Source organism: Methylobacterium mesophilicum SR1.6/6 (assembly GCF_000364445.2).
In the GTDB taxonomy this organism is placed as follows: domain Bacteria; phylum Pseudomonadota; class Alphaproteobacteria; order Rhizobiales; family Beijerinckiaceae; genus Methylobacterium; species Methylobacterium mesophilicum_A.
Genome location: NZ_CP043538.1, coordinates 5,134,520 through 5,149,198 on the forward strand (window position 1 = coordinate 5,134,520; position 14,679 = coordinate 5,149,198).

General features: G+C 71.3%; 13 protein-coding genes. 3 read left to right on the forward strand and 10 right to left on the reverse strand.

What is annotated here, in order from left to right:
* Positions 1 to 66: 66 nt before the first annotated feature.
* The gene (locus MMSR116_RS24270) at positions 67 to 1,668 is read right to left on the reverse strand and encodes a glucosamine inositolphosphorylceramide transferase family protein (RefSeq protein WP_010681907.1); all 1,602 of its coding nucleotides are present in this window, start codon (positions 1,666 to 1,668) and stop codon (positions 67 to 69) included.
* A 339-nt stretch (positions 1,669 to 2,007) separates the two neighbouring features.
* Here MMSR116_RS24270 and MMSR116_RS24275 point away from each other — a divergent pair, with 339 nt between their 5' ends.
* The gene (locus tag MMSR116_RS24275) at positions 2,008 to 2,301 is read left to right on the forward strand and encodes a hypothetical protein (protein ID WP_010681906.1); all 294 of its coding nucleotides are present in this window, start codon (positions 2,008 to 2,010) and stop codon (positions 2,299 to 2,301) included.
* 92 nt (positions 2,302 to 2,393) lie between these two features.
* Here MMSR116_RS24275 and MMSR116_RS24280 read toward each other — a convergent pair whose 3' ends face one another.
* Positions 2,394 to 2,885: an RT0821/Lpp0805 family surface protein gene (locus MMSR116_RS24280; protein ID WP_039892118.1), complete on the reverse strand. Its 492-nt coding sequence runs from the start codon at positions 2,883 to 2,885 to the stop codon at positions 2,394 to 2,396.
* Positions 2,886 to 2,977: 92 nt separating this feature from the next.
* Here MMSR116_RS24280 and pdxH point away from each other — a divergent pair, with 92 nt between their 5' ends.
* Entirely contained in the window at positions 2,978 to 3,619 is a 642-nt protein-coding gene (gene pdxH / locus MMSR116_RS24285) for a pyridoxamine 5'-phosphate oxidase (protein WP_010681904.1), read from the forward strand.
* Between the two features lie 220 nt (positions 3,620 to 3,839).
* On the opposite strand, the gene MMSR116_RS24290 is transcribed toward pdxH, so the two are convergent.
* The 8 genes from MMSR116_RS24290 to MMSR116_RS24325 all read right to left on the reverse strand — a co-directional run bounded on the left by MMSR116_RS24290 (position 3,840) and on the right by MMSR116_RS24325 (position 12,649).
* A complete protein-coding gene (locus MMSR116_RS24290) occupies positions 3,840 to 4,532 on the reverse strand; it encodes a 50S ribosomal protein L25/general stress protein Ctc (protein ID WP_010681903.1) in 693 nt (230 codons plus the stop codon).
* Positions 4,533 to 4,740: 208 nt separating this feature from the next.
* Positions 4,741 to 5,634 carry an ABC transporter permease gene (locus MMSR116_RS24295; protein WP_010681902.1) on the reverse strand — a complete coding sequence of 298 codons (894 nt, stop codon included), beginning with the start codon at positions 5,632 to 5,634 and terminating at the stop codon, positions 4,741 to 4,743.
* Position 5,635: 1 nt separating this feature from the next.
* On the reverse strand, positions 5,636 to 6,568 hold the full coding sequence (locus MMSR116_RS24300) for an ABC transporter permease (protein WP_010681901.1): 933 nt from the start codon (positions 6,566 to 6,568) through the stop codon (positions 5,636 to 5,638).
* A gap of 72 nt (positions 6,569 to 6,640) precedes the next feature.
* Complete coding sequence (locus MMSR116_RS24305) at positions 6,641 to 7,897, reverse strand: ABC transporter substrate-binding protein (protein ID WP_010681900.1); 1,257 nt, start codon at positions 7,895 to 7,897, stop codon at positions 6,641 to 6,643.
* Between the two features lie 16 nt (positions 7,898 to 7,913).
* Positions 7,914 to 8,909: an ABC transporter ATP-binding protein gene (locus tag MMSR116_RS24310; protein WP_010681899.1), complete on the reverse strand. Its 996-nt coding sequence runs from the start codon at positions 8,907 to 8,909 to the stop codon at positions 7,914 to 7,916.
* 49 nt (positions 8,910 to 8,958) lie between these two features.
* A complete protein-coding gene (gene hydA, locus MMSR116_RS24315; RefSeq protein WP_010681898.1) occupies positions 8,959 to 10,386 on the reverse strand; it encodes a dihydropyrimidinase in 1,428 nt (475 codons plus the stop codon).
* 204 nt (positions 10,387 to 10,590) lie between these two features.
* A complete protein-coding gene (locus MMSR116_RS24320; RefSeq protein ID WP_010681897.1) occupies positions 10,591 to 12,033 on the reverse strand; it encodes a lipopolysaccharide biosynthesis protein in 1,443 nt (480 codons plus the stop codon).
* A 100-nt stretch (positions 12,034 to 12,133) separates the two neighbouring features.
* Positions 12,134 to 12,649, reverse strand: a complete 516-nt coding sequence (locus tag MMSR116_RS24325) for a GNAT family N-acetyltransferase (RefSeq protein WP_010681896.1) — start codon at positions 12,647 to 12,649, stop codon at positions 12,134 to 12,136.
* A gap of 717 nt (positions 12,650 to 13,366) precedes the next feature.
* On the opposite strand from MMSR116_RS24325, the gene MMSR116_RS24330 reads away from it, so the two are divergent.
* The gene (locus MMSR116_RS24330) at positions 13,367 to 14,533 is read left to right on the forward strand and encodes a type III PLP-dependent enzyme (protein ID WP_010681895.1); all 1,167 of its coding nucleotides are present in this window, start codon (positions 13,367 to 13,369) and stop codon (positions 14,531 to 14,533) included.
* Positions 14,534 to 14,679 lie beyond the last annotated feature (146 nt).

The following is a 14,679-nucleotide window of genomic DNA, read 5'->3' on the forward strand; positions in this document are numbered from 1 at the left end:
ACGTTTCCGAACGTCGCGCATCCCTGGGTCGCTTCGCTGCGCTCGCGATGACGGGAGGGGGCAGATTCACGCCAGTCCCCGCATCCGCGCCCGGCGCGACCCGTCGATGAACTCAAATCCGCCGGCCGCGCTCAGCATGTGCAGGCGCGAGCCGGGCCAGGCCGCCCCGGGCCCGAGGCGCGTCTCGACCCGCTGGGCGTAGCCGCCCTCGTCGAGCCGCAGGATCCGGGCGAGGCCGAGCGCCGCGCCGTAGCCCTGGCGGCAATCCTGGACCGGGCGGATCAGGGCGCCGTCCCGCGCGACGATCGGTCCTGCGGCCCGGGCCGAGCCGACGTCGATCAGCACCGGGTTCAGCCGGTGCGGCGTCCAGGGGCCGCGGAAATGCGGCGCGTGCCAGAGGTGCAGGGTGTCGGAGTAGCTGCCCCCACCCGCGCGGACCGTGGCGAACAGCCACCAGCGGCCGTCATGGTGCAGCAGCGTCGCGTCGCCCGCCACGACCCCGTCCACCAGCACCGCCTCGTGGACCCAGCCCCGCGGGAAGGCGGTGGCCCGGTAGAGGTCGATCGTCCCGGAGGCGTGGGATTCCGGGATCATCCAGACCTCCCCGTCCGCCTCGAACACGAACGGGTAGGAGAGGTGGGTCTCCAGTTCCAGGACCGGCTCCGGCCGGCCGCGGGGCCCGGCGGCGTCGAAGCCCACCGCCGAGATCACGCCCTTGCCGCGCCGGTAGTCGAATTCCTCCACGAACAGGGTCACCGCGCCGCCCCGCGCGATGGCGAAGGGGTCGGCGTAGAAGCGGCGCCCGTCGTCGGGCAGGTCGATCCAGCCGCCCTCCGGGTGGCGGCGCAGGTCGATCAGGTCGGGACCCTCGATCCGCCGCCAGCCGACCCGCCATTCGGGCCTGTGGAAGCAGAGGGCGTAGAGCCGGCGGGCGATCAGCCGGGCCAGCCCCCCGGCGGCGCGCCGCCCGGCGCCGAGGCCGCCGAGATCGAAGGGGGCGCCCGGCTGCAGGGGCGCCTCGGTCCCGTCCGGCAGCACCGGCGAGGCGGCGCCGTCGAGGGCGGCGGCGATCAGCGTGATCGTCCGCGCGAGGTAATCCTCGAAGGCGGCGAGCATCACCGTGTGCGACTCGGCGCCGAGGCGTCCCACGGCGATCGGGAGGCCGTCGGCGCCGCGCAGGGCCGCCACCGGCGCCCGCCGGGCGAACAGGGCGGTGAGGAGGCCGGCCTCGCCGGGCAGCCCGTCGAAATCCAGCCGCCACGTCGGTGCGGATGCCGCCTCGGCGGGCGCCCCCGAGAGATCGAGGATGATGTCGGCCGGATCGGCGGAGTCGGTCCGGCCCGCCACGTAGGGCGCGAGGGCGACCGGCTCGGCCGCGGTGGCGAGGCCCGGCCGGGGTAATCCGTGGATCGCGGCTTCGAGCCGGAACAGCAGCTCCGCATTCGGCGGCAGGCCGCCCGCCTCCTCCGCCCAGGCGATCTGGACCCGGCGGTCGGGTCGCTGCCCGAGCTGGTCGAGGAGGCGGATGTGCCAGCCGCGCAGGGTCCGGCGGCCGAGGCGCACCGTCACGGTGCGCGCCACCGGTCCGGCGGCCCGCGTCTCCGACCAAGCCGGGGCCCGGCCGCCGCCGGCCGGAGGCCGGTCCATGCCGCCGATCGTCCGCTCCATCCGCCGAAGAGCCTCCCACCGCGTGTCGATCGTCGGAGCGGCGCCCACGGCGGCCAGGATCCCTCATGGGCCGGACGATGGCCGAAGATGCTGGCCGCCGCGGGCTGAAAGCTGTTGCTCGACGAGACGATCAAGCAAGACCAGGCCGCTGTCCACCTGGATACACCCAGGATGCAGGATGATTTCTGGCAAACTGATTAAGACGCAGGGTTTCACCCGGTCCTGTAAGCCCCTGTAAGCGGCCCGTGTTACGGTGTCGCGCGAGTCTGGACGAGTCCGGCCGGAACCCGCACTTCAGCTCGGCCGTTCGCTCACGATAACGTGGTGTGGAGACACGATATGACGCGCAAGACGCTGACGCTCGCGGCGATGCTCCTCGCCGCCCTGCCCGGGACAGCCTTCGCCTGGGGTGGCGGCGGCGGTGGCGGCGGCGATAGCGGGAGCGGCCTCTCGCCCTACGCCGCCCTCAACGGCAATGACCGGTCGGCCGGGGTCAACAACGGGAATTACCGCGACCCCGCCCTCGACCCCTATATCCGGACCTACGATCCGGAGGCCGCGGCCCGCTACGTCGCCCCGCCGGCGGCTCAGCCGCGCCTGCGCGTGCGGCCCTATTACGGCCATCCCTACTGACGGCGCCCCCCTCCCGCTGCGCCACGGCGGCGGCGGGGGGGATGGGGGCAGAACGTCGCCGTGCGGGAGGCGCCTGATCGTCGCGGCGGCGATCAGGAGCGCTCGGTCCCCTTCGCGGTGCGCACGCGCCTGAGGGTCCATTGGCCGCCCGAGGGCTTGCAGCCGGTGCCGCGGACGAAGCGGCTGTTGTCCGGCCCGATCACCGAGGCCAGGAAGTTCCGGCAGATCAGATCCTCGGCGACGTAGGGCAGGCCGGTCGGGTTGACGCTGCCGTGCAATCCCGTCTCGGGGTTGTCCCATTTCACCGGTCGGCCGTTGCCCTGCGGATCGAGCGCGACCGACAGGGCGGCGCGCGCCCGCCGCCAATCCTCCTCGGCGAGGTCATCCCCGAAGCTCGCCGGCCGTTTCTCGATGCTGCCGGTCACGACCGGCTCCTCGGCCACGCGCGGCGGCGCCTCGGCCTCGCCCCGAAACACGAGGAGAGGCTGGCTGCAGCCGCACAGGGCCAGGGTCACCGACAGGGCCGAGACGGACGCGAGGATGCGCGACCGCCGGCTTGGCTCTTTACACACGCATCGCCGCATTACACCTGACTCACGACGGGCTTTCCGCTCGACCGAACATGCCGATGTCGGTGCCCCCTCAGGCCCTGGACGCGGCAGGCAGGAGTCTTGGCGTGGATCAGTTAAGGACCGATGACCCGCAGGTTGCGGACTCTGCGGATGCTGCGGACTTCACCCGCAGCGACGACCCCGTCGCGCTGTTCGCCGCCTGGATGAAGGAGGCGGAGGCGGCCGAGCCCGAGGATCCCAACGCGATGGCGCTGGCCACCGCCGGGGCCGACGGGCTGCCGGACGTGCGGATGGTGCTGCTGAAGGGCTTCGACGGGCGCGGCTTCGTGTTCTACACCAACACGCAGTCCACCAAGGGCGAGGAACTGGCGGAGAATCCGCAGGCCGCGCTGGTGCTGCACTGGAAGAGCCTGCGCCGGCAGGTGCGGGCCCGGGGGCCGATCACCCCGGTGACGGCGGAGGAGGCGGACGCGTATTTCCAGAGCCGCCGCCGGGAGAGCCGGCTCGGCGCCATCGCCAGCCAGCAATCGCGCCCGCTCGCCGACCGCGCCACCCTGATGGGCGCCGTGGCCGCGCTGTCCGAGCGCTACGGGGACGGTCCGATCCCGAGGCCCGCGCACTGGACCGGCTTCCGCATCACCCCGGTGACCTTGGAATTCTGGCAGAACGGCGATTTCCGCCTGCACGACCGGGTGCGCTTCACCCGGACGGGCGAGGGCTGGAGCCGGGCGCGGCTCTATCCTTGATCGCGCTTCCGCTTGGCCGCTTCGGTCGGCGTATCTCCCACCATCATCACGAGCGCAGCGAAGCGGCCCAGGGTCGCGCGACCCCGGCAGGCGTGGTGCGGCCCTGGATTGCTTCGCTCCGCTCGCAACGACGACGGTGCTGAGAAGCCACATCACCCCGAAACGCGAAAGAGCCCCGGCAGGGCCGGGGCTCTCGCGGCGGACGGCCATGCGCGAAGGCTCAGGCCTCCGCGTCGTCCTTCTTCTCGTCCTCGGCGGCCTCGGCTTCGGCCTCGGCCTTCTCGTCGGCGGCCTCGGCCGACTGCGCCTCGGCGATCGCGGCCTCCTCGGCCTCCACCTCGGCGCCCAGCACGGTCGGCGGCACGATGTTGGCTACCGGGTCGGTCTGCTCGCCGGTATAGGTGCCGGCCGGGATCTTGATGTCGGAGACGTGGATGACGTCGCCGATGGCACGGCCGGTCAGGTCGACCTCGATGGCGTCCGGGATCTGGTCCGGGGCGACCTCGAGGGCCAGCGTGTGGGCCACGATGTTGAGGGTGCCGCCGAGCTTCTTGATGCCGGGGGCCGCGTCCTCGTTGACGAAGTGCACCGGCACCTCGACCGTGACGGTCTGGCCCGAGACGACGCGCAGGAAGTCGACGTGCAGCGGCACGCCGGTCACCGGGTCGAGCTGGAAGTCGCGCGGGATCGCGCGGACCTTCTTGCCGCCGGCGTTGATCTCGAACAGCGTGGTCTTGAAGCCGCCGGCATAGATCAGCGTGCGGGTGCGGATGAGGTCGACCGCGATGGATTGCGGCGGCTGGCCGCCCCCGTAGATGACGGCGGGAATCTGGCCCTGGCGACGAACGGCCCGGGCGGCCCCCTTGCCGACCCGGTCGCGTGCCACGGCCTCAAGCGTCTTCACAGCGCTCATGGCGTGATCCTTAAGATTGCTGGAGCCGGAAAACGAAAAGGCCGCCCCTGGCGGACGGCCACATCCTTCCCGGCGCGCCCCTGCCTCCAAGGGTGTCTCGGGGGCGCGCCGTGCGCATACACGGGCGGGGGCGGGTTGGCAATGCGGCGTCACCCGGGAGCCTCGCTGCGGGTTCACTCCGCGTCCGGCCCGTCGACGCGTGGGCGTGCTACGGCCGCAACGCCGCCAGCGCCCGCCGCGCCCGTCGCTTCTGCAGCCACAGGGTCAGGCCCAGCGCCGTCCCGATCACCAGCGCCGAGACCGCCGTGGTCACCGTGCCGAGGGCGTAGATCGCCGGCGTCGTCACCGTGGTCGTCAGGCCCTGCAACTCCAGCGGCAGGGTGTTGCGGCCGCCGATCGCCTGGCTGGTGCGGGCCAGTTCGTCGAACGACAGGGTGAAGCCGAACAGCGCCACGCCCACGAGCGCCGGGGCGAGGATCGGCACCACCACGTGGCGCAGCGTCTGCGCGCCGGTGGCGCCGAGGTCGCGGGCGGCCTCCTCGTAGGCCGGGTCGAACCGGTTGAACACCGCGAACAGGATCAGCAGGCCGAAGGGCAGCGTCCACGTGAGATGCGCCCCGAGCGCCGAGCTGTAGAGGCCCATCAGGGTGCCGTGGTCCTGCAGGAAGCCCCAGCCGGTGGCGGCGGCGAGCGCCTTGAGCGCGTCGTCGAGGAGCCGGAATTCCAGCCCGATGCCGAGCGAGACCACGATCGAGGGGACGATCAGGCTCGACACCGCCAGGGCGAAGACGAGGCCGGATCCCCAGAACCCTTTCCGGAAGGCGAGGCCGGCGAAGAACGCGATCCCGACGGTGAGCGCCATGACGACGAGTCCGAGCGCCAGGGAACGCCGGAACGCCGCCCAGATGTCGACCACGCCAACCCCCTCCCACAGCTTGGCGAACCAGTGGGTCGAGATCCCGTTCATCGGGAAGGTCAGGCCGCCGGAGGGCCCCTGGAAGCTGAGCGCCAGGATCGTCAGCGTCGGCCCGTAGAGGAACAGGACGTAGAGGATGAAGACGCCGGCCAGCAGATAGAAGGTGAGGCCGCGGGGCCGGTCCATCCTACAACTCCCGCCGGAGGTCGATCATGCGGGTCAGCCCCAGGATCATCAGCAGCACGGCGGCCAGCAGCACCATGGCGTTGGCGGCGGCGGCGGGGAACTGCAGGTAGGCCATCTGCACCTGGATCACCTTGCCGACGCTGGCGATCTGCTGGCCGCCCATGACGCCGACCGTGACGAAGTCGCCCATCACGAGCGTGACCACGAAGATCGATCCGATTGCGATGCCGGGCTTGGCCAGCGGAAGCACCACGTTCCAGAGGATCTGCGCGCCGGACGCGCCGCAATCCCGCGCCGCCTCGATCAGGCGGCGGTCGATGCGCGCGAGGCTGTTGAAGATCGGTACGATCATGAACACCGTGTCGAGATGCACGAAGGCCAGTACCACCGCGAAGTCGGAGTAGAGCAGGCCCTCGATCGGTTCGCGGATCAGCCCGAGTCCGCGGAGCGTATCGTTGACGAGGCCGTTGCGGCCGAGCAGCGGGATCCACGAGATCATGCGGATCACGTTCGAGGTCCAGAACGGGATCGTGCAGAGCAGGAACAGCCCCATCCGCACCGTGCCCGAGCGGACGTGGAAGGCCAGGAAATACGCGATGGCGAAACCGAGCGGCAGGGTGATCGCCAGCGTCAGGGCGACGAACTTCACCGTCGAGAGATAGGTGCGGACCGTCGTGCAGAGGTCGGCCGACAGGCAGCCGTCGAACAGGTCGGCGTAGTTCTGCAGGGTCAGCGCCGGGATGATCTCGTACTCGTTGTACTCCCAGAGCGAGACGATCCCGGTGAGCACCAGCGGCACCACCAGGAAGACGAGGAAGACGAGGGTGAGCGGCGCGGCCTGGAGATAGGCGAGAGCGCGGCGGGGGCGACGGGGTGATGCGGCCGGAGCGGCTGTTTCCGTGGCGGGCGTGACAGGCAAGGCGAGGTCGGTCATCGGATTCGCCCGACGCGTGCCGACGCATCCCTCCCCCCGCAGCGGGAGGGAGGGGGGCGGCGCGCAGCCCGCTCACGCGGCGATGAACTCGTTCCACTTGCGCACCATGTAGGTGTTCTCGTCCATCACGGCGTTCCAGCAGGCGACCGCGCCCATGCGCTTCTCGAAGGAGCCGCCGTCGCGGGTGGCGCCGGCCTTCTCGATCAGCGTGCCGTCGGGACCCAGGATGTCCTTCTCGGCCGGCTTGCCCTCCATCCAGAAGGCCCACTCGTAGGGCTGCATGTTCTCCTTGGCGGTCTCCAGCACCGCCGAGTAGTAGCCCTGCCGGTTGAGGTAGGCGCCGGCCCAGCCGGACAGGAACCAGTTGACGAAGTCGTAGGCCGCGTCGAGCTTCCGGCCGCTCAGGGTCTTCGGGACGCCGAAGCCCTGGGCCCAGGCGCGGTAGCCCTCCTTCAGCGGCTGGTACACGCACGGCACCCCCTGCGCCCGGACCTTGGTGACGGCGGGCGACCACATCGACTGGATCACCGTCTCGCCCGAGGCCATCAGGTTCACGGATTCGTTGAAGTCCTGCCAGAAGGCCCGGAACTGGCCGGCGCGCTTGGCCTCGATCAGCACCTTGATGGTGCGGTCGATCTCGGGCTTGGTCATGTTGCCCTTGTCGCCGTAGGTGTAGTCGCCGGTCGCCTCCACCACCATCGCTGCGTCCATGATGCCGATCGACGGGATGTTGAGGATCGAGGCCTTGCCCTTGAAGGCGGGATCGAGAAGATCCTTCCAGCTCTCCACCGGCCGCTTGATCAGGTCGGGCCGGATGCCGAGCGTGTCGGCGTTGTAGGTGGTGGGGATCAGCGTCAGCCACTCGGTCGGTGCGGACGCGAAGGTCCTGGCGTTCTGGCCTTCGAGGTAGAACACCTTGCGGGGCGCGGTGCCCTGGTCGCCGATCTTCCTCCCGGCCACCTCACCCTTGGTGAACACGCCGGTGATCCTGTCGGCGAGCTTGATCCGCCTGGCGTCGAGGCCCGCGAGGTTGCCCGACGGGATGATCTTCTTCAGGCTGAAATACTCGGTGTCGATGAGGTCGAAGGAGTTCGGCTGCGTGACCGCGCGCTTGGTCACCTCGTCGGTCACCACCGGCATGTATTCGAGAGTGATGCCGAGATCCTCCTTCACCTTCCTGGCGATGTCGGACGACTGGCTCACCGCGGTGCCGAGATAGCGCAGGGTCACGGGCTCGGCGGCGTGCACCGCCGGGAAGCCGGTCACCGGCGTGGCGGCCAAGGCCGCGACGCCCTTCAGGAGCGTGCGCCGGCTCGGGGAAAGGTCCATCGTCGTCTCCGTACGGTTACGCGTCGAGGCGGTGGGCGGCGGCCGCGTCCCAGCCGACCGGAATCGTGTCGCCCGGCCGGAGCGGGCTTGCGGCGAAGTCCGCATCGCTGAGGATCACCGTGAGGGCGGCGGGGCTCTCGGGCGGGCGCTCCAGCCCGTCGGCGTCGAGGCCGACATGGACGTTCGTGCCCTGGTACTCCACCGCCACCACTCGGGCCGGCAGCGCGGCCGGGCCGGCCTCGGCGCCGAGCCGCATCCGGTCGGCGCGCACCGCGACGAGCCCGTCGGGAAGCCGGATCACGTTGTGGCCGCCGATGAACCGCGCCACGAAGGCGGTGGCGGGCCGCTCGAACACGGTGCGCGGGTCGGCGGCCTGCTCGATCCGGCCGGCATTCATCACCACCACGAGGTCGGAGAGCGCCATCGCCTCCTCCTGGCTGTGGGTGACGTGGATGAAGGTGAGTCCCAGCTCGGTCTGGATCCGCTTCAGCTCCACCCGCATCCGCACCCGCAGGAACGGGTCGAGGGCGGAGAGCGGCTCGTCGAGCAGCAGCACCTTCGGGCCGGTGACGAGGGCGCGGGCGAGCGCCACGCGCTGCTGCTGGCCGCCCGAGAGCTGGGCCGGCAGACGGTTGGCGAGGTGGCCCATCTGCACGAGGTCGAGCATGGCCATCGCCTTCGCCCGGCGCTCCGCGGTGCCGATCCCGCGCATCTTGAGGCTGAAGGCGACGTTGTCGCGCGCATCCAAGTGCGGGAACAGCGCGTAGCTCTGGAACATCATGGCGGTGCCGCGCGCGGCCGGGGCCGCGTCGCCCACCGCCCTCGGGCCGATCACCACGTCGCCGGCGGTCGCGCGCTCGTGGCCGCCGATCATCCGCAGCGTCGTGGTCTTGCCGCAGCCGGAGGGGCCGAGCAGGCAGCAATAGGCGCCGGACGGCACCTTTAGGTCGATGCCATCGACCGCGGTGGCCGCGCCGTAGCGCTTGGTCAGGCCGATCAGCTCGACGTCCATGCGGTGCTCCCCCCGGAGATTGCAGGCAAGCGGCGGGCCAGCGCGACCGTCAGGCGTCCCGCCGCTCGGCCGGATCGACCGCTCGGTCGAGAACCCGCCCGCGGCCCGGCTCGGAGAGCACCCGGCCGTCCTCGGCGATCACCTGCCCGCCCGCGATGGTCACCACCGGCCAGCCGGTCACCGAAAACCCCTCCCAGGGCGTGTAGTCGGAGCCGTGGTGCAGGTTCGCCTGGCGTATGGTCTCGCGCCGGTTCGGATCCCAGAGGGTCAGGTCGGCGTCGAAGCCCGGGGCGATCGAGCCTTTCCGCGGATAGAGCCCGTAGAGCTTGGCGTGGTTCGTGGCGGTGAGCGCGACGAACTGGTTGAGGCTGATCCGCCCCTTCGAGACCCCTTCGGAAAAAAACACCGGCAGCCGTGTCTCGATGCCGGGGATGCCGTTCGGGATCCAGCGGAAGGAGGTTCTGCCGCGCGGGTTCAGCTTGCCCTGCGGGTCGTCGTAGCGGAACGGGCAATGGTCGGAGGAGACCACGTCGAAGATCCCGCGCCGGATCCCCGACCACACCGCCTCCTGGCTCTCGACGTCCCGCGTCGGCGGCGAGCAGACGTACTTGGCCCCCGCCATGCGATCATCTTGGCCGAGCCCCTTCATGTCCTCGGCCGTCAGGGTCAGGTATTGCGGGCAGGTCTCGGCCCGGATCTTCAGGCCCCGCGCTTGCGCCCAGGCGATCTGCTCGGTCGCCTCGCGGCCCGAGACGTGGACGATCACGATCGGCAGGTCGATCAGCTCGGCGTGGCTGATCGCCCGGTGGGCCGCCTCCCGCTCGACCACCTCGGGCCGCGACAGGGCGTGGCCGTAGGGCGCCGTCTCGCCGGCCCGCTCCAGCCGGTCGCTGAGGTAGCGGATCGCGTCGTAGCCCTCGGCATGGACCATGACCCGGGCGCCCTGCCGCCGGGCGACGTGGAACACGTCGAGGAGCTGGCGGTCGTTCAGCACGAGGTCGTCATAGGTCATGAAGACCTTGAACGAGGTGTAGCCGTCGGCCACCAGGGCCGGCAGCTCCTGGCCGAGCACCGCCTCGCTCGGGTCCGAGATGATCATGTGGATCGCCACGTCCACGTGGCACTGGCCCTCGGCCCTGGCCCGGTAGGCCTCGACGGCCCCGCGCAGCGAGGCGCCCCGGGGCTGGACCGCGAAGGGCATCACGCAGGTGTTGCCCCCCGCCGCTGCCGCCCGGGTGGCGCTGGCGAAGTCGTCGGCCATGACGATGCCGGGACCGGATTCCTGGGCGATGTGGACGTGGCTGTCGATGCCGCCCGGCAGGACCAGCAGGCCGGAGGCGTCGATCACCCGGGCGGCGTCGGCGATGCCCTCGGCCACCGCCACGATCCGCCCGCCGCGCACGCCGATATCGGCCCGCACCGTGTCGCCGGCCGTGACCACCGTGCCGCCGCGGATGGCCAAGTCGAAATCGGGCATGCCGTCCATTCCTCCGCGCCGTCGGGCGCGCCGGGCCCATGCATCGTCCGCGCCGATTCGGACGGCGCGGATGGTAGGAAGAAGGTCATAGCCCGTCGCCGCGGTCCAGCCGGTTCCGACCACGGGCGTGCAGAGCCCGGTCCCGTCCCGGATGCGGAGCGCCGGTGAATGCGGCCCTGAACCGCGCCGGCCTGTCGTCGCGGCCTACTCCGCCACCACGGCTCGCCCCGGGCGCAGGCGCGCCAGCACCTGCCGGCGCAGGCCCGCGATGTCGAAGAGCCAGACCAACGCCCCGTAGAGCGCCATCCCGGCCGGGACCAGCACCGCCAGGGCCGTCACGGGCGGCAGGTGGCGGAAGGGCGCGAGCACCAGACCCATCGCCGCGCAGGCCAGCGCCGCGACGCCGATCTCGGTCCAGGGGAGCTGGAGTCGCTCCGTGCCCGTCAGCGCGCGCCAGCCGAGCCAGAGGGCGGCGGCGGTAAGCCCGACGGTCTGCGCCAGCGCGACCCCGATCCCGCCCGCCTGATCGGGCAGGACCAGGAGGCCGGCGCCGTTGACCGTGAGCCCGACCAGGGCAGCCGCGACGACCGGAAAGGTCCGGCGGCGGATCTGAAAGACCGGGTTGAGGGCGTAGAACATCATCGACAGGCAGAACAGGCCGGGCATCAGCGCGACGCTGTAGGTCTCGAACGGCCCGCGATAGGCTTCGGGAACCACCAACCCCTGGAGTGCCGGCAGCACGGCCCAGAACCCCACCGCGCAGGGCGCCAGCAGGGCGAAGACCGTGCCGGCATTCTCCGCAACCTGCGCCTCGGCCGCCACCCGGCCGTGCTGCTCCTCGGCCTGGACGGCGAGCTGGAACAGCAGCAGGTCGAGGGCGGTGCCGAGCGTCATGAAGGACCGCGCGGTGACGTCGGCGGCCAGCGCGAAGTAGCCGGCCTCCGCGAAGCCGGCCTGGCCCGCGATGGCGCCCCGGTTCACGAAGGCGAGGCATTGGTAGGCGGTGTTGGCGGCGATGAGCGGCAGGCCGTAGCGGGCGAAGACCCCCCAGGTCGCCGTCAGGCGCGGCCGCTCGAACGCCGTGCGGGGATCGCGCAGGGGGTGGCGCAGCAGGACCACCGCCAGGAGCTGGCTCACGCCCGCCGCCGCCAGCACCCAGGCCGGCTGGGGCAGCCACCACGCGGCCGCCGCCATCAGGGCGAAGGACAGGACGTTCTTCACCGCCACGAGGCCGAGATAGAGCTTGCCGTCGAACCGCGCCCGGGCGAGCGCCGCGTGGTAGTCGAACACGCCGATGCCGAGCGCCGCGAGGCCGGTGCCGCACAGAACCGCCTCGCGCCCGTCCGCGCCGCCCGCGAAGCCGAAGGCCCCGCACAGGGCGGCGGCGGCGAGCAGGAGCAGGCCGATGCGCAGGTAGGCCCGGTCGAGCCCGTGGCGGATCCACGGCTCGTCGACGCGGACGCGGCCGGAGTAGAATCGCGTCGCCGAGAGGCGCAGCCACTCGAACAGCACCGTGTTCAGCACGATGGCGCCGGTCGTCGCCAGGGCGAAGCGGCCGAAATCCGCCGGGCCCAGCAGCTTGGCGATCAGCAGGCCGAGGACGAAGTTGAGCCCCGCATTGAGGACGAAGGCGGCGATCACGGCCATGGACGGCGTCTCACGAGCGGCGGGGACGGCCCACCGTTTCCACGCGCGGTAGCGCGGGAGCGGTAAGACTCCCCTAACCGGGCGAGATCGGGGCGGACTCCTACAACCCGCGCAACCCGCGCTCGTAGCGCCAGGCCTCCATCCCGTCCTCGTAGTAATCGGGCCACACGGCGAAACGGGTATAGCCCCTTCGCTCGTAGAGGCGGATGCCGGCGCCGTTATCGGCGCGGACCTCCAGCCGCAGGCGCTCGCAACCATGGGCGCGGGCCTGCGCCTCGGACGCGTCGAGGAGCTTGCCGCCGAGCCCCAGGCCGCCGCGATTCGGCGCCACCGCGATCGAGGCAAGGCGGGCGATCCGGCTCTTGCGCCGCCGCTCCAGCACGGCCGCGCCGACGAGGATCGGCGTCGGATCCACGTCCGGCGGATCGATCAGGGCCGCCAGCACGTCCATGGTGGGGGACAGGATCGCGTGGCGGATCGCCCGGCGCTCGGCCCGGTCGGTGGCGAAGGCGGCGTGCTCCAGGGCGACCAGGGCGTCGAGATCGGCGAGCGTGGCGGCGCGGATGGCCGGCTCGGGGAGGTCGGCGCCGACCGGATTGCGCAGGGGGGCGCTCACGCCCGTGCCGTCGCGGTGGATCTGATCGGCCCGCCCATCGCTCGCTCGCCTGCGTACTCCGCCCCTCCGGTCAGATGCCCGCTTCCGTCGCGCTTGGGAAGCCCACGCAGGGGCCCGGGCGCGGCCCGGCTGCGTCGTTTTTGCAACGGGCCCAATACGGTGTGGATTTCGGGCGAAAAAGCGGGCGTTCCGGCGGGTCTTCCCCTTGCCGCGCGGGGCTCGCCTCCGTATATGCCGCGTGCCCAATTTCGCACGTGCCTGTGGCCGCGTGTCGGTTGGTGGGCATCCGGTCAACTGCCGGACAGCCGCCAGGGGTCTTAAAGGATCGATGGTCGCAAGGGTGGATCCCTACGGCCGGCATCCAGGTGGTGACACCGGACCCCGACAACAACCGGCAGCCGGAGGCGAAACCGGCGAACCCCGCTCTCCACGGGGGACGCAGCTTAAAGCAACGACGAACGGGCTTTTTTGGTCTCGTCGGCCCTCCACAGGCCGGCACCGAAGAGGCTTGTTTCTCTTTGCCCGGCGTGCGGTGGGGGTCCTCCCTTCCAATCCACGGCAGCTTCCGGGTGCTCTGCGCCCGCTTGGCTTCACGCGTCTCCAAAGCGCGTGGGTCCACGCGACGCATCGCCCCCTGACGCCGACGGCCCGTTGGGTCGTCATCTTCGACAGCGCGCCCCACGCAGGGCGCACGCGAACCCGTGCCGGGAGACGACCATGACCGACCGCATCCGTGACTTCCTGCGCGTGCGCCGCGACCTCGGCCAGGACGAGGGCCCCGTGATGGTCCTCGACCTCGACGTCGTGCGCGACAACTACACCGCCTTCGCGCGGTCCCTGCCGGACACAAGGGTGTTCTACGCCGTGAAGGCGAACCCGGCCCCCGAGATCCTGCGCCTGCTCGCCGAGATGGGCTCCTGCTTCGACACCGCCTCGGTGGCCGAGATGGAGATGGCGCTGGCCGCCGGCGCCACCGCCGACCGGATCTCCTTCGGCAACACCATCAAGAAGGAGCGCTGCATCGGCCGCGCCCTGAAGCTCGGCATCCGCCTGTTTGCGGTCGACTGCCAGGCCGAGGTCGAGAAGATCGCCCGCGCCGCCGAGGCCGTGGACGTGCCGGCCGGCGAGATCCGGGTGTTCTGCCGCATCCTGTGCGACGGCGCGGGCGCCGACTGGCCGCTCTCCCGCAAGTTCGGCTGCGTGCCCGAGATGGCCGCGGACGTGCTGGAGCACGCCCACCGCCAGGGGCTGGAGGCCTACGGCATCTCGTTCCATGTCGGCTCGCAGCAGGGCAACACCGAGGCCTGGGACGGGGCGCTCGGCTCCGCGGCGGCGATCTTCCGCGAGTGCGCGGAGCGCGGCATCGGCCTGTCGATGGTTAATCTCGGCGGCGGCTTCCCGACCAAGTACCTCAAGGCGGTGCCGGGCGTGGAGAGCTACGGCGAGGCGATCTTCCGGGGCCTGACCAAGCATTTCGGCAACCAGATCCCCGAGACGATCATCGAGCCGGGCCGCGGCATGGTCGGCAATGCCGGCCTGATCGAGGCCGAGGTCGTGCTGGTGTCGAAGAAGTCCGCGGATGCCGACGAGGTCCGCTGGGTCTACCTCGACATCGGCAAGTTCGGCGGCCTGGCCGAGACCATGGACGAGGCGATCCGCTACCCGATCCGCACCGCGCGGGACGGGGAGGCGACCGAGCCCTGCGTCATCGCCGGCCCGACCTGCGACTCGGTGGACGTGCTCTACGAGCGGCAGCTCTACCCGCTGCCGGTCTCGCTCTCGATCGGCGACAAGGTGCTGATCGAGGGCGCGGGCGCCTACACCACCACCTACGCGGCGGTGGCCTTCAACGGCTTCCCGCCTCTTCAGCAGATCGTCATCTGATTCCTTCTAGGATCAAGACGGGTTCCGGTTGAGGGACGGAGCCTCCTCCGTCTTTGCGAGCGGAGCGAAGCAATCCAGTGGCACCACGCCGATTGAGGTCGCGCCGCCCTGGGTCGCTTCGCTTCCCTCGTGATGACGGGGAGGGC